This is a genomic window from Bradyrhizobium sp. USDA 4449 (genome assembly GCF_054056275.1).
The window spans coordinates 1,961,933-1,988,252 of sequence record NZ_JBSRYD010000001.1 but is presented as its reverse complement, the minus strand read 5'-3'; the positions used below and the strand labels follow the sequence as shown (position 1 = coordinate 1,988,252).

The 26,320-nt window shown below is 57.4% G+C and carries 23 protein-coding genes and 3 pseudogenes; 12 read left to right on the top strand and 14 right to left on the bottom strand.

What is annotated here, in order from left to right:
* Positions 1 to 184 precede the first annotated feature (184 nt).
* From ACVIIW_RS09470 to ACVIIW_RS09460, 3 genes and pseudogenes are all read left to right on the top strand, one after another.
* Positions 185 to 826: pseudogene (locus ACVIIW_RS09470) on the top strand (magnesium chelatase domain-containing protein); the annotation flags it as partial.
* Between the two features lie 244 nt (positions 827 to 1,070).
* Complete coding sequence (locus ACVIIW_RS09465; RefSeq protein WP_456700493.1) at positions 1,071 to 3,896, top strand: DNA polymerase; 2,826 nt, start codon at positions 1,071 to 1,073, stop codon at positions 3,894 to 3,896.
* A 65-nt stretch (positions 3,897 to 3,961) separates the two neighbouring features.
* Positions 3,962 to 4,300, top strand: a complete 339-nt coding sequence (locus ACVIIW_RS09460; protein WP_456700492.1) for a hypothetical protein — start codon at positions 3,962 to 3,964, stop codon at positions 4,298 to 4,300.
* Between the two features lie 806 nt (positions 4,301 to 5,106).
* On the opposite strand, the pseudogene ACVIIW_RS09455 reads toward ACVIIW_RS09460, so the two are convergent.
* Positions 5,107 to 5,349: pseudogene (locus ACVIIW_RS09455) on the bottom strand (EAL domain-containing protein); the annotation flags it as partial.
* A gap of 54 nt (positions 5,350 to 5,403) precedes the next feature.
* On the opposite strand from ACVIIW_RS09455, the gene tnpA reads away from it, so the two are divergent.
* The 4 genes from tnpA to ACVIIW_RS09435 all read left to right on the top strand — a co-directional run bounded on the left by tnpA (position 5,404) and on the right by ACVIIW_RS09435 (position 8,187).
* On the top strand, positions 5,404 to 5,823 hold the full coding sequence (gene tnpA, locus ACVIIW_RS09450; RefSeq protein ID WP_310880253.1) for an IS66-like element accessory protein TnpA: 420 nt from the start codon (positions 5,404 to 5,406) through the stop codon (positions 5,821 to 5,823).
* Positions 5,823 to 6,170 (top strand): IS66 family insertion sequence element accessory protein TnpB, encoded by a 348-nt coding sequence (gene tnpB / locus ACVIIW_RS09445; RefSeq protein WP_141340086.1) that lies wholly within the window; start codon positions 5,823 to 5,825, stop codon positions 6,168 to 6,170. Before tnpA ends, tnpB begins: the two co-directional genes overlap by 1 nt.
* A 71-nt stretch (positions 6,171 to 6,241) precedes the next feature.
* Positions 6,242 to 7,897 carry an IS66 family transposase gene (gene tnpC, locus ACVIIW_RS09440; protein ID WP_456700491.1) on the top strand — a complete coding sequence of 552 codons (1,656 nt, stop codon included), beginning with the start codon at positions 6,242 to 6,244 and terminating at the stop codon, positions 7,895 to 7,897.
* Positions 7,897 to 8,187 carry a hypothetical protein gene (locus ACVIIW_RS09435; RefSeq protein WP_456700490.1) on the top strand — a complete coding sequence of 97 codons (291 nt, stop codon included), beginning with the start codon at positions 7,897 to 7,899 and terminating at the stop codon, positions 8,185 to 8,187. The genes tnpC and ACVIIW_RS09435 overlap by 1 nt, the downstream gene beginning before the upstream one ends.
* 50 nt (positions 8,188 to 8,237) lie before the next feature.
* On the opposite strand, the pseudogene ACVIIW_RS09430 reads toward ACVIIW_RS09435, so the two are convergent.
* Positions 8,238 to 8,771, bottom strand: a pseudogene (locus ACVIIW_RS09430) (EAL domain-containing protein); the annotation flags it as partial.
* A 153-nt stretch (positions 8,772 to 8,924) separates the two neighbouring features.
* On the opposite strand from ACVIIW_RS09430, the gene ACVIIW_RS09425 reads away from it, so the two are divergent.
* Positions 8,925 to 9,125 (top strand): Myb-like DNA-binding domain-containing protein, encoded by a 201-nt coding sequence (locus ACVIIW_RS09425; protein WP_456700489.1) that lies wholly within the window; start codon positions 8,925 to 8,927, stop codon positions 9,123 to 9,125.
* Positions 9,126 to 9,149: 24 nt separating this feature from the next.
* Here ACVIIW_RS09425 and ACVIIW_RS09420 read toward each other — a convergent pair whose 3' ends face one another.
* The 11 genes from ACVIIW_RS09420 to ACVIIW_RS09370 all read right to left on the bottom strand — a co-directional run bounded on the left by ACVIIW_RS09420 (position 9,150) and on the right by ACVIIW_RS09370 (position 22,094).
* A complete protein-coding gene (locus ACVIIW_RS09420; RefSeq protein WP_456700488.1) occupies positions 9,150 to 9,326 on the bottom strand; it encodes a DUF2934 domain-containing protein in 177 nt (58 codons plus the stop codon).
* Between the two features lie 62 nt (positions 9,327 to 9,388).
* Entirely contained in the window at positions 9,389 to 9,592 is a 204-nt protein-coding gene (locus ACVIIW_RS09415) for a CsbD family protein (protein ID WP_456700487.1), read from the bottom strand.
* A 368-nt stretch (positions 9,593 to 9,960) separates the two neighbouring features.
* Positions 9,961 to 10,449, bottom strand: a complete 489-nt coding sequence (locus ACVIIW_RS09410) for a rolling circle replication-associated protein (RefSeq protein WP_456700486.1) — start codon at positions 10,447 to 10,449, stop codon at positions 9,961 to 9,963.
* A complete protein-coding gene (locus ACVIIW_RS09405; RefSeq protein WP_456700485.1) occupies positions 10,428 to 10,847 on the bottom strand; it encodes a hypothetical protein in 420 nt (139 codons plus the stop codon). The genes ACVIIW_RS09410 and ACVIIW_RS09405 overlap by 22 nt, the downstream gene beginning before the upstream one ends.
* Before the next feature lie 1,268 nt (positions 10,848 to 12,115).
* Complete coding sequence (locus ACVIIW_RS09400) at positions 12,116 to 13,879, bottom strand: adenylate/guanylate cyclase domain-containing protein (protein ID WP_456700484.1); 1,764 nt, start codon at positions 13,877 to 13,879, stop codon at positions 12,116 to 12,118.
* Positions 13,880 to 14,170: 291 nt separating this feature from the next.
* Positions 14,171 to 15,166, bottom strand: a complete 996-nt coding sequence (locus ACVIIW_RS09395; RefSeq protein ID WP_456700483.1) for an ABC transporter substrate-binding protein — start codon at positions 15,164 to 15,166, stop codon at positions 14,171 to 14,173.
* 470 nt (positions 15,167 to 15,636) lie between these two features.
* Positions 15,637 to 16,923, bottom strand: a complete 1,287-nt coding sequence (gene eno, locus ACVIIW_RS09390) for a phosphopyruvate hydratase (protein ID WP_456700482.1) — start codon at positions 16,921 to 16,923, stop codon at positions 15,637 to 15,639.
* A 21-nt stretch (positions 16,924 to 16,944) separates the two neighbouring features.
* The gene (pyk, locus tag ACVIIW_RS09385) at positions 16,945 to 18,360 is read right to left on the bottom strand and encodes a pyruvate kinase (RefSeq protein ID WP_456700481.1); all 1,416 of its coding nucleotides are present in this window, start codon (positions 18,358 to 18,360) and stop codon (positions 16,945 to 16,947) included.
* 2 nt (positions 18,361 to 18,362) lie between these two features.
* Complete coding sequence (locus ACVIIW_RS09380) at positions 18,363 to 19,658, bottom strand: glycerate kinase type-2 family protein (RefSeq protein ID WP_456700480.1); 1,296 nt, start codon at positions 19,656 to 19,658, stop codon at positions 18,363 to 18,365.
* 6 nt (positions 19,659 to 19,664) lie between these two features.
* A complete protein-coding gene (locus ACVIIW_RS09375; protein WP_456700479.1) occupies positions 19,665 to 20,741 on the bottom strand; it encodes a tartrate dehydrogenase in 1,077 nt (358 codons plus the stop codon).
* 51 nt (positions 20,742 to 20,792) lie between these two features.
* On the bottom strand, positions 20,793 to 22,094 hold the full coding sequence (locus ACVIIW_RS09370) for an MFS transporter (RefSeq protein ID WP_456700478.1): 1,302 nt from the start codon (positions 22,092 to 22,094) through the stop codon (positions 20,793 to 20,795).
* A 119-nt stretch (positions 22,095 to 22,213) separates the two neighbouring features.
* Here ACVIIW_RS09370 and ACVIIW_RS09365 point away from each other — a divergent pair, with 119 nt between their 5' ends.
* Positions 22,214 to 23,128: a LysR family transcriptional regulator gene (locus tag ACVIIW_RS09365; RefSeq protein WP_456700477.1), complete on the top strand. Its 915-nt coding sequence runs from the start codon at positions 22,214 to 22,216 to the stop codon at positions 23,126 to 23,128.
* Positions 23,129 to 23,458: 330 nt separating this feature from the next.
* Entirely contained in the window at positions 23,459 to 23,863 is a 405-nt protein-coding gene (locus ACVIIW_RS09360) for a hypothetical protein (protein ID WP_456700476.1), read from the top strand.
* A gap of 114 nt (positions 23,864 to 23,977) precedes the next feature.
* Here ACVIIW_RS09360 and ACVIIW_RS09355 read toward each other — a convergent pair whose 3' ends face one another.
* Entirely contained in the window at positions 23,978 to 24,211 is a 234-nt protein-coding gene (locus tag ACVIIW_RS09355; protein WP_456700475.1) for a helix-turn-helix domain-containing protein, read from the bottom strand.
* 74 nt (positions 24,212 to 24,285) lie between these two features.
* Between ACVIIW_RS09355 and ACVIIW_RS09350 the strand changes: the two genes are divergently transcribed.
* Together ACVIIW_RS09350 and ACVIIW_RS09345 are read left to right on the top strand one after the other, a co-directional pair.
* On the top strand, positions 24,286 to 25,176 hold the full coding sequence (locus ACVIIW_RS09350; RefSeq protein WP_456700474.1) for a hypothetical protein: 891 nt from the start codon (positions 24,286 to 24,288) through the stop codon (positions 25,174 to 25,176).
* A gap of 763 nt (positions 25,177 to 25,939) precedes the next feature.
* On the top strand, positions 25,940 to 26,086 hold the full coding sequence (locus ACVIIW_RS09345; protein ID WP_456700473.1) for a hypothetical protein: 147 nt from the start codon (positions 25,940 to 25,942) through the stop codon (positions 26,084 to 26,086).
* Positions 26,087 to 26,320: the final 234 nt, after the last annotated feature.

Here is a 26,320-nt window from a genome sequence, read left to right as displayed (position 1 = left end):
CATCCCGCAGGCTCAGGAGTAGCGGACATTCGTTGGAATGTGCTGAGGAGAGCCGCTCGCATTCGAGGCGTAGTGTCTGGAGCCTGTTTACGACCGGTTAGGGATCGGCGCCGCCGCCGTTCCTGTATTGTTCTTGCCAGGATCGTCGGGCTCTGCTACCCCAAGCTGTGCGAGGGGGCAGCATATGGTCCAGCGGGTTTCGACAGTCGCCTTTGAAGGGATCGAGGCCCGCGCGGTCGACGTGCAGGTGCAGGTCGCGCCAGGCCTGCCCGCGTTCGCCATTGTCGGTCTTCCGGACAAGGCGGTGTCGGAGGCGCGCGAGCGGGTTCGCTCGGCGCTGATCGCCTCGGGGCTGGCGCTGCCGGCGCGGCGGATCACCGTCAATCTCGCGCCTGCCGACGTCCCGAAGGAAGGCAGCCATTACGACCTGCCGATTGCACTGGGCCTGATGGCGGCGATCGGCGCGATCCCGCCGGATGCGCTGACCGGTTTCACCGTGCTTGGCGAGCTCGGCCTCGACGGGTCGATCGCGCCTGTGGCCGGTGTTCTGCCCGCTGCGATCGGGGCCAATGTGCGCGAGGAGGGCTTGATTTGTCCCGCGGCCTGCGGATCGGAGGCCGCGTGGGCGAGCCCTGACATCCAGATCGTCGCCGCACATTCGCTGATCCAGATCGCCAACCATTTCAAGGGCACCCAGGTGCTGTCGCGGCCGGTGCCGAAAGTGCATGAAGCGGCAACCTCGCCGCTCGATCTGCGCGACATCAAGGGCCAGGAGAGCGCCAAGCGGGCGCTGGAGATCGCAGCTGCCGGCGGGCATCATTTGCTTAAGTGATGTCCTTTTGATCTAAGATTGATTGGCCACCTCATCTTCAAATGGTGGACAATTGTGCCACTGTCCGGATGTGGTCCGATGCGTCGGAAACCTCAGTAAATCTGCTCTATGGGAGAGGAGTTCATTCAATTACTGAAGGTTGTGCCCTGGCCCTCGCCCCCCCCCCGTGAACTTCAGTAAATGTCTGCTATGGGAGAAGAGGTCATACATTTACTGAAGCGTAACCTCGTTGCCCGGAATGCAAAAACGTAGTCCCAAGGAGCTCAAATCCATCCCGGGTTCTGTCACGCTTAATCTGACGCCGCCGGAAGTTTCTTCGGAGGCCTGCACGGTTTCAATCGACGCGCGCAGGTTTCTGCCGAAGCCGGAGAGGAAAGTTTCGGGGGCGACAGATTATGCGATCATCGGTTTCGATACCGAGTACGTGACACCCGAATCAAGCTCCACCCGCGACGATATTCGTGAGGGTCGAGCGAAGTACCGCGTCCTATCGTACCAGTTCCACTGCCTTCTGCCCTCCGGGGAAGCTTGGTCTGGGATAGCCGTTCCGCCTGACGGGGAACGGATGTCGATGGGCGAGCTGATCGTCTTCGCGCTTGGGTCTCGTCCGCCTGATTCGAGCGCCTTGCTGCCGCACACGATTTACCTCGTTGGCCACTACACAAAGGCTGACCTTCCGGCATTCAGTGATTTCGATACCATTAAGAAGATCGCATCGGCGGTTCGTAGCTCGTTTGTTTCGACGGACGCCAGCTTCGACTTCTTGGTCCAAGCCGATAATGGTGATGTCGAACTAAAGGTGTTGCTTCGCGATACCTTCCTTCTTGCGCCAGCTGGCTCGCAGTCGCTCGCCTCTATCGGTGACATCCTCGGAATACCGAAGGTCGTGCTGAGCGATGATCCCGCAACGGAGCGCGATATCAAAGGGCGGATGGACAGACTGCGGTCCGAGAAATGGCCCCTGTTCCGGCGGTACGCGATTCAAGATGCCGTCATCTGCGCGGAATATGCCCAGCGGATTATTCGTTTGTGCGAGCAGCACCTCGGGAAGGTTCGGCTGCCGGTCACCCTAACCGCGATCGGCGTCGACTTGCTGCTCAAGAGTTGGAAAGACGGGGCGCGAGATCCTGACGCAATCCTTGGCCGGGAGACCGTAAAGGAAAAGCGATGGAAGAAGCGGCTCAACCGGTATCAAACCGAAAACCGCGAAGTAGCCCAACTCAACTACGCTCTCTATGAGGCCCTTGCGACTGAGTCCTATCACGGTGGGAGAAATGAACAGTACTGGTTTGGGCCAGCGTTCTTGGACGACTGGACGGACTATGATCTATCGAGTGCATATGCCACTGGCATGGCACTGATCGGTACGCCCGACTGGAAACAATTTAAGCATACCCTCGATGTTGCTGATTTCGGCATCCGCACTCTAGGTTATGCTCTCGTCGATTTTGAATTCCCTGACAGTGTTCGATTTCCGTCCTTGCCCGTCAGGACCGACAATGGCCTTGTATTTCCACGCAAAGGTCAATCGTTCTGCGCTGCGCCGGAAATTGCGTTGGCTCACTCGCTCGGGGCGACGCTCGAAATTCGGCACGGTGTGGTGATCGCGTCGGACAGCAGCAACCCCGTTTTTTCCGACTACATCAAACATTGTATTGCGGAGCGCCGGAAGCATCCAAAGAAATCGCTTGATGACTTGTTCTGGAAGGAACTGAGCAACTCGACCTATGGAAAGACGGCACAGGGCCTGCGTGAGAAACGCGTGTATGACAGCCGTTCGATGGACATGGCTCCGCTACCGCCGAGCAAGATAACGAATCCGTATTTCGCTGCATACATCACGTCCTTTGTTCGCGCTGTCATTGGTGAAATCCTAAATGCGCTGCCAGATCGTGTCTGTGTGTTTAGCTGTACGACCGATGGATTCCTTACGAACGCTACGAACACCGATATCGATGCCGCGCTTCAGCGTCCTGCCGCCAGCGCGTTTAGCGCTGCTCGAGAGTCACTAACCGGTGACCCGCGCGTCGTCGAAATAAAGCATCAGATTCGATGCCCGCTTGGCTGGAGGACCCGCGGTCAAGCCACCCTAGTCGAAGGAACTGTCGATCAACCGATGAATATCGTCCTGGCGAAAGGTGGCCTGCGACTGAACGATAAATTCCATACCGATGAGCTTCGGAACGCGGAAATCGTTCGGATGTTTTTCGACCGCAAGCCTGATGATGTTCTGACGTTCGAGAGCCTTACAGGAATACGTGAGATCGTTGAGTTTGATGTAGACCTCGTCCCGAAGGAGGTCACCCGGCGCGTGAATATGGAATATGATTGGAAGCGGAAACCCGACATCCTCTTTGAGCACGACGAATATAAGCACTGTGCATTTTCGACAGTGCCGTGGGAAACGGTCGAACAGTTCGTAACGGTGCGTGAGCTGTTTGAGAAATATCTAGATTCCGATCCTCATTGCATCAAGTCTGTCGGGGACTTCGACTCCTTCTCCGTGTACGTTGATTCTTGCATGCAGCTTTCCGAAGACGAGCGACGCTATCTCCGCAAGCGCTCCGGGGATTTGAAGCGTCTCCGTCAAATACTCTGTGCTGGTTGGCACGGCAGGGCTCTCGGCCTGCGGGACAATCCCAACGTACAAAGTGCGCAGCATTTTGCGGATATTCTGACTACGTGTGGAATTCCGTGCAGCCGGGCCAACGTCGAGAATGGTAGCAAGCAGCACTTTGCACCGAACAGCGCCCCCCCGACCGACAGCGTCTTAGCTGCCATTGGTAAGTTGCAGCAACTGTTTCCGGATTTGGTCTCGGACACTATTTGCACAACTCATGCGGCGATTGCCACGATCAAGCCGCGACGACGGCCGTATAGCGAGCTTCAAGGGCGAAGCGATGCCTACTATCAGGGAATTACGATCCCAGGAGTTGGGCATTTGAGGCCCACATTCCAGCCGAGCTCCGAAATCAAGCGAGTATTCGAGCAGCCTCGCGGTTTTATCGATCCGCCCCAGCGCTTAATCTGGCTGACTCGGCGGGAATATGGGCTTGAAGATTAAGTGCGGCCAATGATCACGGGCGGTCAAACGTAACTCGCTCGAAAGTCCTTAGGAAGGTGCCCAAATTGAAAGATGATCACGATCTTGCCGATTACGACCAGGCGTTTGAGAAACGTCTCATCGAAAATTTTGACGAAGCGGAATCCCTCATCGGCCATTCGTTTGTTGGCATTAAGCGCATGATCGCAATCCGTGGAGGGGTGCTAGCAGCGAAGTACTTCGTGTCGGTGCAGGATATTGATTTTATCAATTCCGGGCTGCGGGTTTTGTTTGCAGCCAAATTGCTAAGGTTGTCTGTTGAACAAGCCGTGATTGACCAAGGGGTCGGTCACATATTTTCTAAAGTTCAGATTACAAATGCGGTGTATCGCCTTTGGCTTGTTCAAAATGAACGAGCGCTCTGACGTCCTTACAACTCGAATAGGATCTCTGCACTTGATGACATTCAATTAGACCGTTGTCATCACGTTCTCGTCGACCGTTAGTACGCAGAAGAAAATACGATCCGGGTGCTACCGACACCGCTATCAAGATCGGCAACATCATACGCTACCAGCCGAAGCCACGGGTGGTGAGTGCCGAGCATTAACCACACAATCAAGTCGCCTTAATCCGGGCCAAAAGTCGTCTAGGCTTGATGCCTCGGTGTGGGGACATCGTTGTGATCAAGATCGTCTTACTTGGACTAGTCTGTGTAGGTGGCGTTGGGGCTATTGCTGCCGCCACGTCCAAGCCTTCTGCGGTGCCGATACCTCTAATCACCTATCCTGCTGTAGCTGGCAATAAGGCCGATCGGCTATCGCTAGTCAGCGCGCTTGACGTCCAGCCGACGGTCGGCAAGGCCGAGCTTGCCTTCACACCTCCTCCCGAGCCTTCCGTTTCCGCTCAGCCTCAGCCAAAGGAACCAGCGAAGGCCAAGGCTCCAGACTTCATTCCTCGCCACTGGCACGATCCGCATGACACGCGACCCAGTGCGAGCAAGCCGAAACCCGAGCGATCCAGAAGCACACCCCGGAATGATCTTTCCACCACCAAGGTTGCTGAGACCCAAGACTGCCGAACGGATGGTATCGGTTCGTTGATGAGCAAACTCAACCTGCAGCCGGCTTGCCGTCGTTGACGATCATCGTTGATGCCCAAGACCGATGTCGAACGCCAACGACTTGTGGCTCGCAAGGTGCAAGAACTTAGCGTCACCGCTCTGAAGATATCAGCCGACCGCGAGCTTCCCGCTTGAGCTAGTTATTGTCGGCAGAGACATAAACGCCGGCTTTGCGAAGTAGTATCCTTGGAAAAGCTTGATACCAGCAGCGCGCAGCACAGTTAGTTCAGCCTCGATTTCAACACCCTCGGCAAGCACGGTGATACCTAGCTGGCGAGCAATTGATGTCAGGCCGGACACGATCACCTGTTTCGACGGACTGATATGGATGTCCCTTAGAAGTTCCGTATCGCTCCGGCGAGGGCCGCCTTGCGCGCTGAGGACGGAGGATGAAGACATAGGCGTATGACTGACCATACGCCTATTTCGAAGGTCTCCCGATTGGAAGTAGTTTCGACTGGCGCCCGCCGTCGTTGGACAGTGGACGAGAAGCAGCGGATCGTTGCTGAGAGTTATGATGGTTCCCGGTTGGTGTCGGCGACGGCGCGGCGCAACGGGTTGTCCACGAGCCAGTTGTTCACGTGGCGACGGTTGGCGCGCGAGGGTCGGCTGGGCGGGGATGCAGCGCCATTGCTTGTTCCTGTGGAGATCACTTCGACACCAACTCCGGCATCGGCCGTGGTCGCGCAGACAAGGCCATCGCCGGCTAAAGAGCGCGCGAAGGTAGGCATAATCGAGATCGAGCTTAGCGGCTGTCGGGTCCGCGTTGACCGTGACGTGGACACTGAAGCACTGCAGCGGGTCCTCGAGCTTCTGAGGCGGTGATGATTCCGATCCCAAGCAACGTCAGGGTCTGGATTGCCACCGGTCACACAGACATGCGCCGCGGCATGCAAAGCCTGGCGCTCGCGGTCCAGGAGAGTTTGAAGCGTGACCCGCATGCGGGGGATCTCTACATCTTCCGCGGCCGCCGCGGTGATCTGCTCAAGATTCTTTGGCACGACGGGTTAGGCATGTCGCTGTATGCCAAGCGCTTGGACCGCGGCAAGTTTATCTGGCCTGCGACGTCGGGAGATGCGGTATCGATCTCAGCGGCTCAGATGGCTTATATGCTGGAAGGGATCGACTGGAGGAATCCGCAACTAACATGGCGACCGCAGAGCGCCGGCTGAGCGAAATAAAATATGAGATCATGCGCATTTTGGGGCACCACAAAGCACTGAATTTGTGATTCTCTGGTTGCATGGACACGCCTCGCGACGCTCTTCCCGAAGACATAGCCGCTCTGAAAGAGGCGTTGGCGAGCGAACGCGCGAAGGCTCTGGATATTGCAGCGGAGCTTGCGGTCGCCCGTGCCAAGGCGTCGGAAGACAGTGCGCTGATTGCCCGCCAGAAGCTGCGGATCGCCAAGCTTGAGCGCCAGGTCCACGGGCAAAGATCAGAACGCTCGTCTCGTCTGATCGACCAGTTAGCGCTTACGTTTGAAGAGCTGGAATCCAGCGCCACCGAAGACGAGCTTGCGGCCGAGAGAGCTGTCGCCAGGACAACGACCGTGCGCGGATTTACGCGCACGCGTCCCGAACGCAATACCTTCCCTGATCATCTTCCCCGCGAGCGCGTGGTGATCGATTCGCCAACGACGTGTGAATGCTGCGGCGGCAATCGCCTGCGCAAGCTTGGTGAGGATGTGACCCGGACCCTGGAATCAATACCGCGCCAGTGGAAAGTGGTCGAGACGGTGCGGGAAAAGTTCACCTGCCGGGACTGCGAGAAAATCAGTCAGGCACCGGCGCCATTCCATGTGATTCCGCGAGGATGGGCGGGGCCGAGCCTGCTGGCCATGCTCCTCTATGAGAAGTTCGGCCAGCATCAGCCTCTGAACCGGCAGACTGAGCGTTACGCGCTGGAGGGCGTGCCCGTCAGTCTGTCGACCGCAGCCGACGCTGTTGGGGCTTGCTGCACGGTATTGGAGCCGCTATCGCGCCTGTTGGAAGCCCACGTCATGGCAGCTGAACGCCTCCACGGCGACGACACCACCGTGCCCGTGTTGGCCTTGGGCAAGTGCGATGTCGCTCGATGCTGGGTCTATGTGAAGGACGACCGCCCCTTCGGCGGCTCAGATCCGCCGGCAGCAATGTTTTATTACTCGCGCGATCGAAGGGGCGAGCATCCGCAGGCGCATCTGACCAACTATAGCGGCATCCTGCAGGCCGACGCCTTCGGTGGATACACCAAACTCTACGAGCCCCAGCGAAGTCCTGGGCCTATCAGGGAAGCGGCCTGTTGGGTCCATGCCCGGCGGCCGTTCTTCGCCATGGCGGATCTTGAGGAGAACGCGCGGCGCAAAGCGGCCGGAAAGCAGGAGATCGTCATCTCGCCCGTCGCCATGGAGATCGTGCGCCGCATCGACGCTCTGTTCGAGATAGAGCGCTCTATCAATGGCCAAAGCGCCGATCACCGAAGAGCTGTTCGCCAGGCGCAGAGCGCGCCGCTGGTCGCCGATCTGGAAGCCTATATGCGCGAGCAGTGCGCCAAGCTCACCCGCGGTCACGATCTGGCCAAGGCCATGAACTACATGTTCAAGCGCTGGACCTCCTTCACCCGCTTCCTCGACGATGGCCGCGTCTGCCTCTCGAACAATGCAGCCGAAAGAGCGCTGCGCGGCATCGCATTGGGCAGAAAGTCGTGGTTATTCTGTGGGTCCGACCGCGGAGGGCGCCGAGCCGCCGCCATGTATAGCCTCATCGTCTCTGCCAAGATGAACGACGTCGATCCTCAGGCCTGGCTCGCCGATGTACTCGCTCGCATCGCCACCCACTCCGCCCACAGGCTCGATGAGCTGCTGCCCTGGAACTGGAAGACAGCGCAACAGCAAGGCCTTGCGGCACAGGCGGCTTGATGGGACACGTCAACAAGGTTAGCCACGTGTTCACTCTCAGCCATGTTGCTGAGATGCTCGGCGAAGACGGGGAATGGCTGTTCGAGGTCGCCGAAGAAATGGACACCGAGGATGGCCAGCTATGGGTCGTCGGCGTCGGTGAAGACGGGGTGATGGCGTTCACCGATGACGGGATCGAGAACCTCAAAGAGCTGATCGCAATCCACAAGGACGCTCCTTGGATTATTGAAGAACGCCGCCAGGTACTCGCGGCGATCGTTAAGCCGAAGGCCGAAAAGCCCGAGGTTTAGCCGCTAACCGGACAAACCAGCCCGCCCGCGGCCTACGCCGCATGCTTACGAAGTTCCATGTCAATCTTGATCAGATCCGGTTGCAGGCGTGCAAGAAGATTCAGCCCGGCATACCCCGCCCCAAAGTCATCTAAGGCCGTCAGAAACCCGAGCTTTTTGTAGCTGGCGACAATGTTTTCCACGTGGGCGGGATCGTTCATCCGCTCGTTCTCGGTGAATTCGAACATCAAGTTGCGGGAGGGAAAATTCGCCCTTCTGGCTGCCTCAAGCGACTTCTGGATGCACGCTCTTGGTTCGTATACCGCGTTCGGCATGAAGTTGATCGAGAGACGTGCTGCCGGATCGTTGAACAGCTTTCCAGCCGTTTCGATCGCCATGACTCGCGCGGCCTGATCAAACCGATAAATCTGATCATCAGTTAGTTGGCTGAGGACGCTGTGCGCACCTTCACCATTTGGGCCACGTACGAGCGCTTCATAGCCCCAAATTCGATCTTGAGTGACATCAATGATCGGTTGAAATGCCATCTTAAACGCGAACGGCAATTCAGTTCCGCTTGCACACCCCGCGCACTTACCAGTCATGCTTCCACCTGTCCCTTGGCCTGTCGAAGATAAAGGGAACTGGTTAAGGAAGCTGGTAGCCAAGCATTCCCATTCGCCTCCGCGCAGTGTTCCAAAGTGAACGGTTGAAGATTGCTTTGCGGCGTACGCTGGTCGCTTTTCAGGTCACAGCCAATGCCCGTAACTCAAGTTACGCCTTCGCCAAATGGCGCCAAGGTGTGGTCTTCGGAAGACGAAGCCAAGTTGTGGGAATTACGTTCGAAAGGTTCGCCTTGGACCGTTGTCGCCAAGGCGCTCGGAAGAACGCAGGCGTCATGCGAAAGTCGTTTTGCAGCACTTAGGAAACGAAATGCCGCAAGCCACACGAAGGACTAGGGGTCTTAGAACCTCACCGCCCAATCAGATTGGCAGATTGTCTGTCATACCGGGAGGTAGCTCTCCGGGTTCGGTTGACTCCCGGCCTAGTTCTTCTTCGGCTTGATGCCAGAATGCCTCTGCTTGCCTTTCGGGTTCGCCAGCTTCCTTCCAGAGCTGATACGCTTTCGCGCGTATCTCTTCTTCGGTTGGTGTGGTCACGGTCTGTCTCCCCGAATAGCTCCATAAGAAGGAAGGCCCCGCCTAGGCAGGGCCCTTACTGTTCACCACTTCTGGCGTCCGTACCAGGCGTCGATTTCCTTCTTCGCCTGGTCCTTCGCGTAACCGTACCGCTGTTGCAAACGACCTTCCAATTGGTCTTGTTTGCCTGCGATGACGTCAAGATCGTCGTCAGTGAGCTTACCCCACTGCTCCTTAACCTTGCCCTTCATTTCCTTCCAGTTACCTTCGACACGATTCCAATCCATACCGATGTCCTCCTCTGGATAAGACTCGTGAAACATCAATTAGGCGGTTTCGTTCCCTACCGAGCCCTAAGGCCGATTGAGTTCAGTGATTAAATTTCTGCGGCGATATCCTGGAGCCTTGGCTTCGATAATCCCGCTCTTCCGATCAGAGCAGCTCAGCTTTTTTCGGGTCACCCGCCACCTGCGGTTTTCTGATCAAGCCGGTGATCTTAAGCCTTCAAAGACTGCGCCTTCGGCATCCTATGGTCAACTCATTACGCTGGTTGCTTCTGTTGGAGTACAGTTAGCTATTAAAGCGCCTCGACATGAGACGCCTTCCGTACTGTTCGAAATGATCGGTTGCCTGAGAGGGGCCTTTCGCCCAGCAGTCACAGTTGGCAGTTGGTCCAATCTATGGAGTCAAGCAGCGAGCGCTTCTGTCGCAGCTTTAGGAGGTAGTCGGTCCAACCGGAATCGGGCCGGTCCTGGATGTCCACCTGGTGATAGCCGAAATCAGTTTTCGGCCATTGGTCTCTGATGATCGCCCTGAATCGCTCGAATGAGCAGTGGCGTGGTCGCTCAAAGATGCAGTGGTAATGCAAACGATGGTCAGCACTCATTTCCAACACGCAAATCATGCGCAGTCGCTTGCCGTGGACCTTGGCCGCGCGACCCAGAACCCTATTCTCTAAACGAACCCGGAACAGCCGCAGGTTTTCAGAGGCGACGATGTCGTCGGCGACTCTCGGTCCAGCACGCTTCTTCATCGTTAGAGTCACGGCGACAGGATTGTCGAATGGCACTGCGTTGATGATGGTAGCCAGAACGTCGCGCTCTTCCCGTTGAGTCGCAGGTATCAGTATCTGATTGGCGGCCATCCACGTGCCTTCCTGAGACGGCAAAGTACACGCAATAGATAGTGGCGTGACTTCTCGCTCACGATCATGACGGCGCTCTTGGGGCCGACCAGTTTGATCTTGCGCTCTCCGGCTTGGGTGAGTCCGAATAGAAATACGCGATAACTTCCTTTGGACGACAGGCTATACAGAGCGCGACGCAAATCCATCAATTCGGCGAAGTCCGTCGGATCGTTCTCTCGAAGCCATGCGATCAGGTCGGTGCTAATGGCGTTTTGGAGTCGCCGCTTGTATCTCGCCAAAGCCTTGGCGCCCAACGAAGGAGCCGGAGGAAGACGCAACAAGAACTCAGCACGCGATATAGGACCCGCGTCGATTTCTGAATTCGTGTTTGCGCTGTTCGCACTTAGATCGTTCACGGTAGGTCCCCCCGTTGACGGAGATCGGCCTCGTAGCGCTTCCGTTGATCTTCAGTGTAGACGCGAACTGGGCTTGCCGCTCCGTAAGTCCCACCTCGCAGCCCGCGCTCGTGTTGTAGGTTGTTACCGCCATACCGATTCGTGGCCATTCCTCGAAGGTGCGAGGGATAGTTGCCAATAAGGCGTTCTTCGATGCTTGTAAGGTTTGGAAGGTTAAGAGCCGGATTTTTCCAGCGTGTTGGCCTTTGAGCCATGATATCTCCGTTCGTGCGAATGGGATGCAGCTTTGGCTGCACGATGGAGATATTTAGACGGGCTGTTCGTTGGGTTCCGCAGGTTGGGAGAATTATCGGTTGCTGTTGCTGATTTGCTCCGAGCTATCCCCGGTAAGATCATTTTTGTTTTACCGAAAAATCGCTTGCGCCGTCGGGCAAAACAGTGGTTTATGGGGTGCTGGTAGTCGCCATAGGAGCCAGCACCGTGACAGACGAAACGTCTTCTGAGCTATCAAAGATTGCCAAGCTCAATGGTGACTTCAGGAGGAACTACGGAACGCTGCTCGGTGCGTTTCTGTATTTGCGTTCGATTAGCGCCGCACGCGGACGTTCGTGGTTCTGGTCCGGTGTGATCTCTGTCGTTTGTTCCGGGGCCCTTGCTTGGCTGTCGCGGCGCGGTTGGGTCCCGCTAATCTCGCTGTAATCGGCTGAAGTCGGGCTCCTCGATCCCAGCATCGATGTCTGACGAGCGATTACATGCGCACGGCTCACCGGCTCCGCACCGGTAACCGAGCTCTCCACTCCAGGCCCGGTCGGGATGGTTCTCGCAGACGCCGATAGCTCGGCATAGATTTACCGGAGGCGTACGTGGGTCTCCTCGCCTTCTCCTCATTCGCAAGTCGATCCCGTTCAGTGCAAAGCCCTTCTACCTTTGCCTGCATTCGGGAGAGAAGCGCTTCGGCCGATGCGGTCGAGATACCAGCGCGCTGAAGCTGAAGGATCTCCTTGCGCTGGCGGCCAATCTGCGAGCGCATATGCTCGATCTCCGATCGAAGGAATTCGAGTGAGGGCATGGTCCACCTGGGATTTTGCCCAATAGAACGAAGTAAGAACAAAGAGTCAAGCGTCACCGCAGAATCTTGAGTAGACTGTTGACGACACCGACGCGCGCTGTCGCAAGTCGTCTGCTTTAGCCTGACGAGCGGACCTCGTTGCATCGCCCTGCCATGTCTCTGAACAGGCCATAAGCGGACCTCAGCCCATTCTGAATAATCATGCTGGCAGTCCTGCGAGGCGAAGTCCTTCCAGAAATCGTTCACCTTGCCATTGTCCCCCGTAGTTGGCCCACGCGCTTATGCGAAATGAGGGCTCGATTTCGAGCAGAGCAGACGCAGCCTCTTTTGCCTCGGCTTCACGATTCAGATGAGCCAAGGCTGCGGCAAGGCAACGATAAGCCGATGTGAAACGCGAGTTGAGCGCCAGAGCCCTTCTCGAGTTTTCAACTGCTTCATCATCTCGCCTCATAATGATGAGCGTGCTCGCCACTCCAGTCAGTGTGTCGTAGATTTTCGGATCTACTGGGCTAAGACGTACTGCACGCTCGAAACTCACAAGCGCCTCGTCAGCCTTCTTCATATAACGATAGGTCCACCCCCGCTCGGACCACGCACGCGCCGAATTCGGGTTCAGCGCAACAGCGCGGTCAACCATTCCCTTTGCTGTGTCATAATCATTTGAGAAAGCGGCTAGGCCCCTCCCAAACATAGCTAGCGTGTCGGGATCTGCGCCATCAATCTCTAAGGCTCGCCTGCCAAAGCGCATGGCATCAGCGTAATCGGATTTTACGTCTTTTGACCATCCTTGGGCAGGCTTTAGACCATGCATATCCGCCAAGAGCCGAACCGCCGCGCTGTAACGAGGGTCTATTTCGAGAGCACGAGAGCACAAAAGTATAGCTTGCGCGAACCCTTCCTCACTCATCGTGTAGTATTGAGGCAGCGCACGAAGATAAAGATCGTAAGCAGTCAAGTTGCCTGGGCGCTGGAGGGCTGCGCGTTCAATTTCTGCTCGCGTAATATTCGGCTCGATGATAGCGGCAACTTTCTCTGTAATCTCGTCCTGGAGTACAAATATATCATTCAATTCGCGGTCAAACTTGTCGGCCCAAACGTGGGCGCCGGTAGCCACCTCGATAAGCTGTCCTGATATCCGCAAGCGCGTCCCGGATTTTCGTACGCTTCCCTCAAGCACGTAGCGAACGCCAAGTTCACGTCCAACTTGCTTGATGTCGACCGCCTTGCCTTTGTAGGTAAAGCTTGAGTTGCGTGCGATGACGAACAACGACTTGAATCGGGACAAAGCAGTGACGATGTCCTCGACCATGCCATCCGCAAAGTATTCCTGCTCGGGATCGCCACTCATATTTTGGAAGGGCAAAACAGCAATTGAGGGCTTGTCTGGCAACGCCAAGGGAGCCTTTATGCTTGGCGTTAGCGCGGACTTCACGCCATCGAGTCGGACGCGCCACGCCCGTATCGGCTCGGCGATGTTCTTCAAGTCTTGCAGACCCATGTCCTCGAATCCGAGGTCGATCTTGGCGCGAACTTGACGCTGCGCATCGTCCGACAAGCAGATGCCTCCAGGCTCGGCAATACCCTCAAGCCGAGCGGCGATGTTCACGCCATCGCCGAAGATATCAGCGTCGTCGATGATGATGTCACCGATGTGCAGGCCGATACGAAAGTCAATCCGCCCGTCTGGAGCGACCTCGGCATTTTGGCGCGCCATGTCCCGTTGGACTTCGGCCGCACAGCGCGCCGCGTCTACCGCGCTAGCGAACTCGACTAGAAGCCCGTCGCCCATCGTTTTGACGATCCGTCCTCGATGCAAGGATATGGCCGGGTCTACAAGGTCGCGCCGCAGGGTCTTTAGACGAGCTAAGGTACCCTCTTCATCCATGCCCATGAGCCGGCTGTAGCCAACCACATCAGCCGCAAGGATCGCCGCCAGCCGCCGTTCTGTCCTATCGTTTGACACCGAGTCCTCGCTTGCCCAGCTTTCCCTCATCAAATCACAAGGTTATTGGATCGACTAGGACGGGCGGGCCCAAAAATGTCCGCTAATGGGATGGTCCGGCCGTGCTCCCGCCCTGCCAGCAAGCGAAGCTGGCAAGGGGCGCCAAAGACAAGGAGCACGCCATGTCTCAGAGAGCGAATTGCCCTCGCTGGCCAGCAGGATTTGGGCCGGTCACCCTTCGGAAGCAGACGCGGCAACGCTCTGCGCTGCGGTCAGCCACGGGCCATAAGCGGCCCTCGCAGCCGCGGCGGACTATTCGATCACCTCGTCAGCACGAGCGACAAGCGAAGGTGGAATGTCGATTCCAAACGTCCTTGCAGTTTTGAGATTGATGAAAAGTTCAAACTTGGTGGGTTGTTCAACCGGCAGGTCAGCCGGCTTCGCGCCTTTCAGTATCTTGTCCACATAAGCAACGCATCGCCGGTTGAAGTCCATGATGTCCGTTCCGTAAGACATGAACCCACCGAGTTGTACAAACTCTTTTCCCATAGCCACTATAGGCAGCCGATGCTGTTGCGCGAGGTCGACAATGCGTCTTCGCTGATTGAAAAGCATCGGGCTCGGAAATATCAGAATGGCATCCGCAGGTTCTCCCGTGATCGTAGAAAATGCGCGATCCAAATCGTCGGGACCGTGCACCGCAACAAGTCGAAGCCGCACTCCCAGGGTCAGTGCCGCCTCTTTTGCTTCCGCCATCATGTCATTCATCGTGCGCTCGCCATAGGCGCCGGGATGCCAAAGAGCGGCCACCTGCGAAGCAGAAGGTAGCGCTTCCTTCAGCAGGGCTAGGCGCTTGGGAACAAGCTGCGGGCCGAGAAAGGTCAGCCCGGTGATGTTCCCTCCCGGTCGAGCGAGGCTAGCGACCAGCCCGTCTCCCACAGGATCGCCCATAACCGGCACGACGATGGGAATAGTGGTGGTAGCTTGTTGTACGGCTCGCGCGGCGGGCGTATTCGATGCGACGATGAGATCGACGTTAAGACCGATCAGTTCACTCGCCAGAGCCGGAAACCGTTCGACCTTCAAGTCCGCAGCTCGAACCTCTACGAACACGTTCTGACCGTCGATATAGCCGAATTCGCGCAGTCCTTGATTGAACGCTTTGAGGGCTGCGCGTGCCTCGGGAGATTCGATCGAGCCCGTCACCAAAAAGCCAATTCGAGGTACGTTCTTGGGCTGCTGCGCCCAAACCCCGAGCGGCCAAGCCGCCGCTGCGCCAATAACACCAAGAAGTTCTCGCCGCTTCATGGGTATCCTTCAGAGTCGGGGAGCAACATCATATCGGCCAAAGCGAGTACATTGATAGGGCGGAAACCAGCTTCGCAACCGTAAATGAGGCGTGTCCTGATGTCTGAAGTGGGTCATTAGAGGACATTATGATCCTTTGGGCAGAGACCCGCACGTTTCGCCGTCTGGGCGCGGCATTGCTTATGTCCTCCGGGACTCGGCTTCGCTAGCAAGCGTCGACCAGCGCTCCGCAATTTCCATCATCCTCGCCCGATCTACATCGATCGGCATATGCTCTGCCGCCATTAAGCAACGTATCGCCATCTGTACGCAGTAGACGGCCATCGTCCCTTGTCGCTCGGTGTCCTCAACGTCGCCCATGCGATCCCCAGTGCTTTTTCTCGTGCTACACGTCCGGTTATATGAGCCGCCCTGCAAAGGTGAGTAGGGACTTCAAACTAGCTGGGTTGGCGCTGATCGCAGTGACGCGGTCAGCTCATTCTAGGGAGGTTTGTTGATTTCCCCGAATAGATCGCCGATTTACCGAGTTCGTCTTCAATGCGGATAAGCTGATTGTATTTTGCGAGCCGGTCGGACCTGGATAGCGAGCCGGTCTTGATCTGTCCGCAATTGGTAGCAACTGCGAGATCCGCGATTGTGGAGTCCTCGGTCTCGCCGGAACGATGCGACATCACGGACGTGTAACCGGCCTTGTGGGCCATCTCGACCGCTGCCAAAGTCTCGGTCAGTGTCCCGATCTGGTTGACCTTGATGAGGATCGAGTTGGCGCGACCCGCCCTGATGCCTTCAGCCAGGCGTTTGACATTGGTGACGAAAAGATCGTCCCCGACAAGTTGGCACTTCCTGCCGATCAGGTCGGTCAATTCTTTCCAGCCATCCATGTCGTCTTCCGACATGCCGTCCTCGATCGTCGCGATGGGATAGCGCGCGACAAGGTCCGCAAGATATTTCGCCTGTTCAGAAATCGAACGGGTCTTGCCCTCTCCTTCATAGACGTACTTGCCACCCTTGAAGAACTCGGTGGAGGCGCAGTCGAGCCCCAGCATGATGTCGCTGCCAGCCTTGAACCCGGCCTTGCCGATCGCGTTCATGACGAACTCGAGCGCGGCATCGGCTGATGGAAGATTTGGAGCGAAGCCTCCCTCGTCACCGACATTGGTATTGTGGCCGGCCTTCTTCAGCTCCGACTTGAGCGTATGGAAAACTTCGGCTCCATAGCGCAGCGCTTCGGAGAAGCTGGAGGCGCCCACCGGGAGGATCATGAACTCCTGAAAGTCAATCGGATTGTCGGCATGCACGCCACCATTGATGATGTTCATCATAGGCACCGGGAGCACCCGGGCCGAGATGCCTCCGACGTAGCGATACAGCGGCATAGCCAGCGATTCTGCGGCCGCTTTCGCGCAGGCGAGCGACACGCCCAGGATCGCATTTGCGCCGAGCCGGCTCTTGTTCGCAGTCCCGTCCAGCGCGATCATAATCTCATCGATTTGGACCTGCTGCTTGACGTCGATGTTGCTCAATGCCTCGAAGATTTCACCGTTGACCGCCGCCACGGCCTTGGTCACGCCCTTTCCGAGATAGCGAGCCTTGTCCCCGTCCCGCAGTTCAACCGCCTCATGCGCACCGGTAGACGCACCTGATGGTACCGCGGCCCGGCCGAGCGAACCGTCTTCCAGCACAACGTCAACCTCAACGGTAGGATTGCCGCGGCTATCCAGGATTTCACGAGCTCGAACCGAAGTGATTGCAGTCATTGTTACCTCTTGCGACTTCAGCTAGGCCGTCAGGATTTTGAGGGTATTGGTGGTTCCGGACACCCCGATCGGCGTTCCGGTCGCGACAACGATGGTGTCGCCTGTTTTGGCGAAGCCTTCGCGGATAGCCGTTTCGCAGGCCCGCATGCTCATTTCATCAACCGAGGAGACCGGGGGGGCTTCGATCGAATGAAGGCCCCATCCGAGGGTCAGGCGACGTGCTGTTCTCATGGTTGTGGCCATGCTGAGGATCGAAGCCGAAGGTCGCTCCCGTGACGCCCTGAGGCTGCTTGATCCGGACGTCGTGTAGGTCACGACGGCCGCGACCGGGAGCAGACGGGTTGCTTCGCGTATCCCTGAGCAAATCACGTCGGGTATTGTGGCGCTGGGTGCCGGTCGAGCGGCATCGTTCATAGACCGGTAATAGCTATGGTCATTCTCCGCGACTTTGATGATCCTGTTCATCATGGCCACTGCCTCGAGTGGGAACTGCCCGGACGCAGACTCGGCAGACAACATCACTGCATCTGCGCCGTGATAGATCGCGGATGCCACGTCAGAGGCTTCCGCGCGCGTTGGCGTGGGCACGCTGATCATGGAGTCGAGCATCTGGGTGGCGACGATACTGGGCTTGCCGGCCTGCCGGCAGGCGCGAACGATCCTGCGCTGGATGGGCGGCACTTGCTCAGGATCCATTTCGACCCCGAGATCGCCACGCGCGACCATCACCGCGTCCGACAGTGCGACAATGTCGTCGAGATGCTCGACGGCAGCTGGCTTTTCCAGCTTGGACATGATGCCGGCGCGCTCGCCCACAATGCTTCGAAGTTCCTGAACGTCTTCCGGCTTCTGCACAAACGACAGCGCGATCCAGTCAACGCCAAGGTCGAGCGCGTACTTTAAATCGAGGTGATCCTTTTTCGTCAGGGGGGATAGCGGCAGCAAAGCTCCAACGACGCTCACACCTTTTCGGTCCGACAGCCTGCCGCCGACCACGACCCGCGTTTGGGCGGCCTCCCCGTCGGAAGTTTCGACTTCCAGCCGCACCTTGCCGTCATCAAGGAGCAACTGCACACCGGGCCTTAGCGCCTGAAAGATTTCCGGATGCGGCAAGCTGACCCGTTGCTGGATGCCGGGGCCCCCGTTCAAGTCGAGCGCGAATGTCTCGCCCTTGGCAAGCTGGACAGGGCCATCGGCGAACGTGCCGAGCCGCAATTTGGGGCCCTGCAAATCAGCCAGCACTCCGATAGGCCGGCCTACCTCGTTTTCAAGAGCGCGGATAACGTCGTAGCGTTCGCGATGGTCTTCGTGCGTGCCGTGGCTGAAGTTAAGCCTGAACACGTCAGCTCCGGCTTCGAACAACGCTCGGATCATTTCAGGCGTCGAACTCGCCGGACCTAGTGTGGCGACGATCTTGGCATTGCGTTGTCGGCGCATGGCTACTGCGGCCTTCCGGCCGTCCCATGGTTACCCGCGGTAATCAGGATTGCGCGGAAGTCGTTGACGTTGGTGCGAGTTGGGCCAGTGATGACTTGATCGCCTAAGGCTTCGAAGAGGCCGTGGCCGTCATTGTTAGCCAGCGATGCCTTGGCATCGATGCCCAGGGCTGCCGCGCGGGCCAGCGTATCTGGCGCGACAAATGCCCCGGCAATTTCCTCCGCGCCGTCCACCCCATCGGTGTCCCCCGCCAGCGCGAATACATTCTGGAAGCCATCCAGCTCCACCGCGAGAGAGAGCAGGAATTCGACGTTGCGACCGCCACGACCGGTGCCCCTAATCGTCACAGTCGTTTCGCCCCCAGATAGCAGTACGGCGGGAGGGCGCACTGGCTGGCCCCATACGGCTGCTTGCCTGGCGATACCGGCCATCACGCGGCCGACTTCCCGCGCTTCCCCTTCTAGTGAGTTGCCCAGGATCAGCGGCGTTAAGCCGGCTCTTCGAGCCACGTCGGCTGCCGCCTCGAGCGAGAGCTGGGGTGTCGCAATGGTCGTTATCCGGGCAGTGGCGAGCCGAGCATCGCCTGGCTTCGGCGTCTCGTCCTCAGCGCGCCCCAGATGGTCGATCACCGATTTTGGTTCATCGATACCATATTTTTTCAGGACCACAGCCGCGTCTGCGAACGTCGAAGGATCCGCAACTGTAGGTCCAGATGCAATCAGGGCTGGGTCATCACCGGGTACGTCCGAAATGACCAAGGTCACAACTTGAGCTGGGTACGCCGATGCCGCCAGACGTCCGCCTTTGATCGCCGACAGGTGCTTGCGCACGACGTTCATCTCGCCGATCGAAGCACCCGAGCGCAACAGCGCTGCGTTCACAGCCTGCTTATCTGCGAGAGTAAGTCCAGGGGGTGGAAGAGTGAGAAGGGCTGATCCACCTCCCGAGACCAGAGCGATCACGAGATCGTCGGGGCCTAACCCCTCCACCATCCTTCGTATGCGCTCCGCCGCCTTCATGCCCCTTACGTCGGGGACCGGATGCGAGGCTTCGACGATCTCAATGCGCTTACAGGGCACATTATGATGATCCCGCGTAATGACGAGACCAGTGAGAGGCCCCGACCAATTATCTTCCAGCGCCTTGGCCATGGACGCCGAGGCTTTGCCCGCTCCAACGACGATCGTGCGCCCCTTAGGCGGAGCGGGCAGATGAGCGGGGAGGCGCAGGGATGGCGATGCAGCGTCGACCGCCGCATCGAACATCGATCTTAATACGTGACGTGGTGACACTGACATCTACTTTCAGTCGTTCGCGGTACGAAGCGCCTCGCAGACGGCCTCAGTCACTTGCCTCGTTTTTGCGTTGCCGCCGAGATCTGGCGTGTGCAACTTTGGATTCGCCGTCACGCGCTCCACCGCCTTCATCAGCCGATCGGCCGCCCTCTTCTCACCGAGATGCTCAAGCATCATCGCTGCGGTCCAGAACGTTGCCACTGGATTGGCGACACCTTTTCCGGTGATGTCGAAGGCGGAGCCGTGGATCGGTTCAAACATCGAGGGTGCATCGCGCTCAGGATTGATATTCGCGGTCGGCGCTATTCCGAGAGATCCAGCGAGGGCCGCCGCAAGGTCTGAAAGGATATCGGCATGAAGGTTGGTTGCTACGATGGTATCTAGCGTCTGCGGCTTCATCACCATTCGCATTGTCATGGCATCCACCAGCATCTTATCCCAGGTCACGTCAGGGAATTCCTTCGCAACCTCAGCTGCAATCTCGTCCCACATAACCATGGCGTGCCGCTGCGCGTTTGACTTCGTAACCACGGTGAGCAGCTTGCGTGGACGTGACTGTGCCAATTCGAAGGCATATCGGATGATTCGCTGGACGCCCGGCCGCGTCATCACGGACACGTCCTGCGCCACTTCAATGGGTAGTCCGCGGTGGGCTCGACCTCCTACGCCGGAATATTCACCTTCGGAGTTTTCGCGAACGATGACCCAATCGAGCTCCGGGCCAGAAACGTGGCGCAACGGGCTGGTGATACCCGGCAGAATGCGGGTCGGCCGAACGTTTGCGTATTGGTCGAGCGGCTGGCATATCGCCAACCTAAGACCCCAAAGCGTGATGTGATCGGGAATATCGGGTGCGCCGACCGCACCGAACAGGATCGCGTCGAACTTTTTCAGTTGGGCGGCGCCGTCCTCCGGCATCATCACGCCGTGTTTTTTGTAATAGTTGGATCCCCAGTCGAAGTCGGTGAAATTCAGCTGGAAGCCACCATCGCGTTCAGCGCAGACCTTCAGCGCTTCGATCGCCGCATCTACAACTTCAGGGCCGATTCCGTCCCCGCCCATCGCTGCAATGTTGTACGTCTTCATCGTCGAATCTCCTGTGGGGGTTTGTCGTATCCAGGTTGAAGTCATCGAAGTTCATGAGTTCGTTGAGCCCGCGACACTTTTAGACACGCGCTGTGAGCCTGCGAGTACTAAAGTGAGGACCGCAGACAAGCACAACAGGCCCGCCACGACATACAAACCGCCGAGAAAGCTTCCTGTCGTGTCCTTGATCCAGCCGATCACTGTGGGACCAACAAAACCTCCGAGGTTACCGATAGAATTGATCGTGGCGATTCCGGCGGCCGCAGCCGAACCGGACAGGAACATCGTGGGCATACTCCAGAGCGGAGGCTTCGCAGAACTGATGCCTACGTTCACGAGGCTGAGTGCTAACACGACGGCTGTGACGGAGGTCGCCACACCGGCGAGTGCAAGACCGACGGTGGCGATAAGGCAGGCAATGACGACGTGCCAAGTTCTTTCACCTGTGCGATCGGAATGACGTGCCCAGAGGATCATCGCGAGGATTGCCATAGTCGGCGGTACAGCGTTGAGGAGACCCACGCTCATGGTCGAGAGGCCAAATTGTTTGATGATCTGAGGAGCCCAAATACCAAGCGTGTAAAGGCCCGCCGAGGTTCCGAAGTAGATCAGCGACAGCGCAAGGACGCGCAGATCCGCGAGCCCCCGCCAAATGCTGTGATGCGCCTTCGATCCCTTAGCGGAATGTTCCGCGTTCATCGTGTCGACGAGCCACTTGCGCTCATCGTCGGCGAGCCAGCCGGCCTTTTCAGGGCGATCCGTTAGATAGACGAGCACGACGAAGCCGAGAAGAACAGCAGGAATTCCCTCGAGGATGAACATCCACTGCCATCCCTTCAGGCCCAAAATGCCGTCCATTTCTAGTAGCGCGCTAGACAACGGCGAGCCAAGAACTGTCGAAATAGGGGCTGCCGCCATGAAGAAAGAAACGACCTGCGCCCTTCGACGAGCGGGAAACCAGTAGCTGAGGTAGAGAATGATGCCCGGGAAAAAGCCTGCCTCGGCAATGCCCAACAGGAAGCGCAACGTATAGAAGCTGTTTTCGCCCTGGATGAAGGCAAACGCAACGGAGATGATGCCCCATGTGACCATGACACGCGCGATCCAGAGACGAGCGCCGACGCGATCTAAGATGATGTTCGATGGCACTTCGAATATGAAATAACCGAGAAAGAAAATGCCTGCTCCAAAACCGAACACTGAGGAAGAGAACCCCAGGTCTTTGTTCATCGTCAACGACGCGAATCCGATGTTCACGCGGTCGATAAAGGAGATGAAGTAGAGCAACATGATAAACGGCACTATGCGCCACGAGATTTTGCGCAAGACTTGCCGTTCCAGCGAACTGGTCATAAGGCGTCTCCGTTCCCAGATTTATTGATCTGCTGACGTCTTAAGACCTGTTAGCGCGCGGGCCTATTGATGTAGGATTATATAAACATTTGATATAATGTGGGCGACGGAGAGCGCACATGGACCTCTATCAATTGCGATGCTTCGTAGTCGCAGCCGAAGAACTCCATTTTGGCCGGGCTGCTCGGAGGCTAGAAATCCTTCCATCTGCATTTGGACGCCACGTGCGGCTTCTCGAGGAAGACTTGGGGACGAAGTTATTTTTGCGTACCACGCGGAGTATCGCTCTGTCCGAAGACGGAGAGCAACTGGTGCGCGACGCTCGCAAGCTCATTGTCCTTGCGGACGCAATCCAATCCCGCTTCCGAGAGGATGTTCGTGCGAAGGCTGCGAAGCTGAGAGTTGGCGCAATCGATAGTGCTGCGGCCGGCCTAATCCCTCTCCTACTCAATGACTTCCGAAAAGAGCGACCTGACGTCGAAGTCCAGCTGTTGGAGGACAAAACCATTCGGCTTCTGCCTCGGTTGCTTTCAGGTCGTTTGGATCTTGCTTTCGTCCGCCCCCCGAGAGGCCGCGACCCTAATCTTGTGTACAGACATCTGCTCTACGAAACACCAGTTGTGGCGATGACATCTGCGCACCCATTGGCCCGCCGAAAGAAAGTCTCCGTAAAGGATATCGCAGATGAGCCGCTCATCGTTCCGGACCGCCGATCCAGGCCCCATAGCCACGATCTGACGATTAAGGTGTTCGAGGAAAGTGGGTATGAACCCCGCGTTGCTCAGGTCGCGGACGAAAAACAGACCATTATAAATCTTGTGTCAGCAGGTCTGGGTGTCGCGATTGTGCCGCGGTGGGCGTCTCGCATGGCGATCAAAGGGGTTTCCTACCTTCCTTTGAAGATCGAGAGATCGGCTAGCGTAAGCCGCTTACCTTTAGCGGCAGTCTGGATGCGAAACTCCCGTGATGCGCTCCGCGACAGCTTGTTAGAAACGTTGACTAAGAATATCCAATCCTACGCAGCGCAAGCGTGAACCAATACGCCCAAAAACACCGCGAGCGAAGCACCCAGAGTGATTGAACTGGCTGTCTCTCCGAGCGAGATACTTAGCTGAAAGTTATGCCCATGGGCGAGGAGGATGTCCGAAATGGGTCAAAAGCAGCTGTCAGGCAGGCGTTTTAGAGAGTCCGGTTGGCTGCCGAAAGCGGACGCGCAAATGTCTGCTTAATCGCTTGAAAAGACCTCCCAGAAACTCGCGCAAATCCCAATCGGTTAACCCAGTATAGGCATTGGCTGCTATGTCACTGTTGCCCAAGTGCCGAATTCAGAAGACGGCGGCTCCATGAACAATGAGGAGCCCATCATGGCACGAGCGACGATCTCTCTAGTTTCCGTTCAGAAGCCGACCGCCAACACTCCGGTCCTTCAGAGGCGCAACAAGTTCACGTCCAGCATCGATCAGCAGATCACGAAGATCGGGCTCTTTCGCGAGGGAAAGCGGATCTCTCGCGAGCAGTTCTGGGTCGACGCGAATGGCGGAATCTTCTTCCAGCTTCGTTACGGAAAGCAGCCTCTGGAGCTGGAGCGCGGGAAATCGACTCTTAAGGCTGTTGGCACCGGTAACGCCGCATGGGATGATTTGGTCGAGCAGTTGGAACAGATCAAGACCCTCGCGGTGGCTGGCGGCCTAGACGACGCCTTGTCCTCTTGTGCGAGCGCGGTCAAGGCGAACTTCAGGGCGAAGGATAAGAAGGCGGCGAAGAATTAGCGCTGACGTTATCCATCGGATTTGGTCAGACCCTCCTTCGGTTGATTCCGAGGAGGGTTTTCCACGACGCGGTCCGGGCCAGAAGCGGTCCCGCCTGAACTTAGTCAAGCTCCCTTAGGCCTTCTTAGCGGCCCTACGGGCGGGGCGCTCGAGGAAGTCGGCCGGCTCGGCCTGGAGCACCTTTGAGATTTTCACGAGAACCTCCAGGCCGACCCACGTCGAGCCCTTCTCCAACTTGCTGATGTAGGTGCGGTTGACGTCAGCCTCATAGGCAAGCGTCTCCTGCGAGAAGCCACGCTCTCGTCGAATCCTCCGCAGATTAGCCGCAACCACTTGGCGCCAGTCCATGCGCCAAAGTGATCAGGATGTCGCTTATTGACCCACCGCTTTAAATCGACAAAATGCGCTCAACGGAGGCATTCATGCATTTTAACCGATCGATTCCGCTGCTCTTATCTCTTGCGCTTTGTGGGACCTTTGCGTCTGCGCAACCGCCAAACATTGCATCTCGGTCCTGGAATGCTCTTCCACCCGCCTATCGCATCTGCATTGATAATCAGCTTCGTCAGCAGCAGGGCTCGACCCTCGAAGCTCTAATAGCGGCCGGTATTACTCCGTCGGATGCGAGATTTGAGGGGTTTAGAGAGTTTTGTAGCAGTCCAGCCGGAGAGGCTTCCGTGACCCGCCCCGCTATCGGCGGCCCTGATAGATCGGTAGTGGACTTTGCTGAGTGGATGAACACGGCGATCTTGGCTAAACCAGTCTTTGCTCAGGCATTCGCCCAATGTCGTGAGGTCGTGGGTCTCTACCAAGATAAGGTGATGGGCCGATTGCAGTTTGCCGAAGCTGGAGCAACATCGAAAAGCGAACAGTTTCGCATTCGTACCGCTAAAGAAGAACTTGCAGCAAAGAGGGGCGCAGCTTCGACGGTCGCGTGTGTCAAGCAGTTTGTCGCTTCGCTGGCTATCGCCAATGCGTCGAGCGGATTCTACGCGGATCAGTTGGGCGCACTCAATGGAAAGATGCTCAACAATGCCATAAAGCTAAAGGAAGCCGCTGCTTCTAAGGTCGATGACCTGACTGATCAGGGCCTGACTCAGTTGGCTATCAAGATCGGGCTGGAGAATTTCCTAGCCCAAGAGCTTCAGGCCGACATAGACTCTGTAGGACAATATGGGTCGGGGTCAGGACCCTTGACCTGCTTACTGCCGGCGGAGTGGGTGGGTGTTGAGTCCGGCGGCTATTCGCCATGCCATGGCTCGTATCTGGAAAAGAAGGCGGCTGAAATCGCACCGCTCTTAAGAACCCCATGATGTATCGCAATAAGCGGGCGGATACTCCGTAACTCTTCCGTATGGGATAGATACATTAGCATTTACGGACATTCAGGCGGCACTCCGGCAGCCGCTCTATCATCATCCCTCGCCAGACCCCCTGAAGATCGATGCCGGTGGCGCAGTGCGCACAGGCGGTGGCTGGCCGATCGTCGAGCCTCTCGACGAACCGTCTGCTTTCGCGTCGTATCGGCTAACCAGCGCCAGCAGACGCCGCTTCGTGAAAGGATCGGCTCGCTCGGCCAGAGCCTGAATGCGCTGTAGCTGCTCTCTGCAGAAGTCCTCGTCCATCAGACCACTTCCCTCACGCAAATCTGCAACCAAACTTCATTGAGGCCGCTTCAACTCGCCTGCGAGCCAGCCGACCGCATCTGTCTTCATAGGATCCACAGCAAAGGAAACCACTTCAATACGTTCGCACGTCGAGCATTCAAACGTGCGCTTCTCGAATCCGCGTTTGCCGGGAGTGATGCGTGCCAAGGTCATCCGGTGCTTGCATACCGGACACATCGGCCGCTCGTTTGTTGGCGCAGTCATCCCTTGACCCCAGAAACAGATCATACGCTTTCCGGAGCGCGAGTCTGCAACATTCGTGCTTCCGAGTTCTCGTTGCCCGGCCAGGAGGAACGACGGCGGTCCGACCGGATTGCTCAATCAGGTCGCGCGCAAAAAGCCCCCTGCGGCGGAGTCGCGCTGACCACCCGACCGCACCAGATTGGCATCGGGAAGCGAACAAGCCATCATGTCGTCCACGGCCTTCACGCTGATGCTGGTCGCTCCGGCGGAAGCCAAACTGCCGTCGCCGCCGGAACGTGCGCCGAAGGACGGGACCTTTGCAGGGTTTACCTCGATCAGGGCGGCGAACGCCGGATACAGGCTCTCGAACTAGCTCGAACGCGGGCTTAGATCATCCTTGTCTCACCACGTTGGCGGCAAGCTGCCAGTCGTCGGAGCCGCTATCGACAAGGTTCGCTTGCCAAGGATATCAGATAAAGCCTTCAATGTATTCCCGCACCGCCCTTCTATCGCCAGCCGCGGCAACACAGATGCCGAGTGCATGGATTTCATGAGGCCTTGAGGGGCTCGGGCTGTTTGAGGATATCCATCATCATCGAAGAAACGG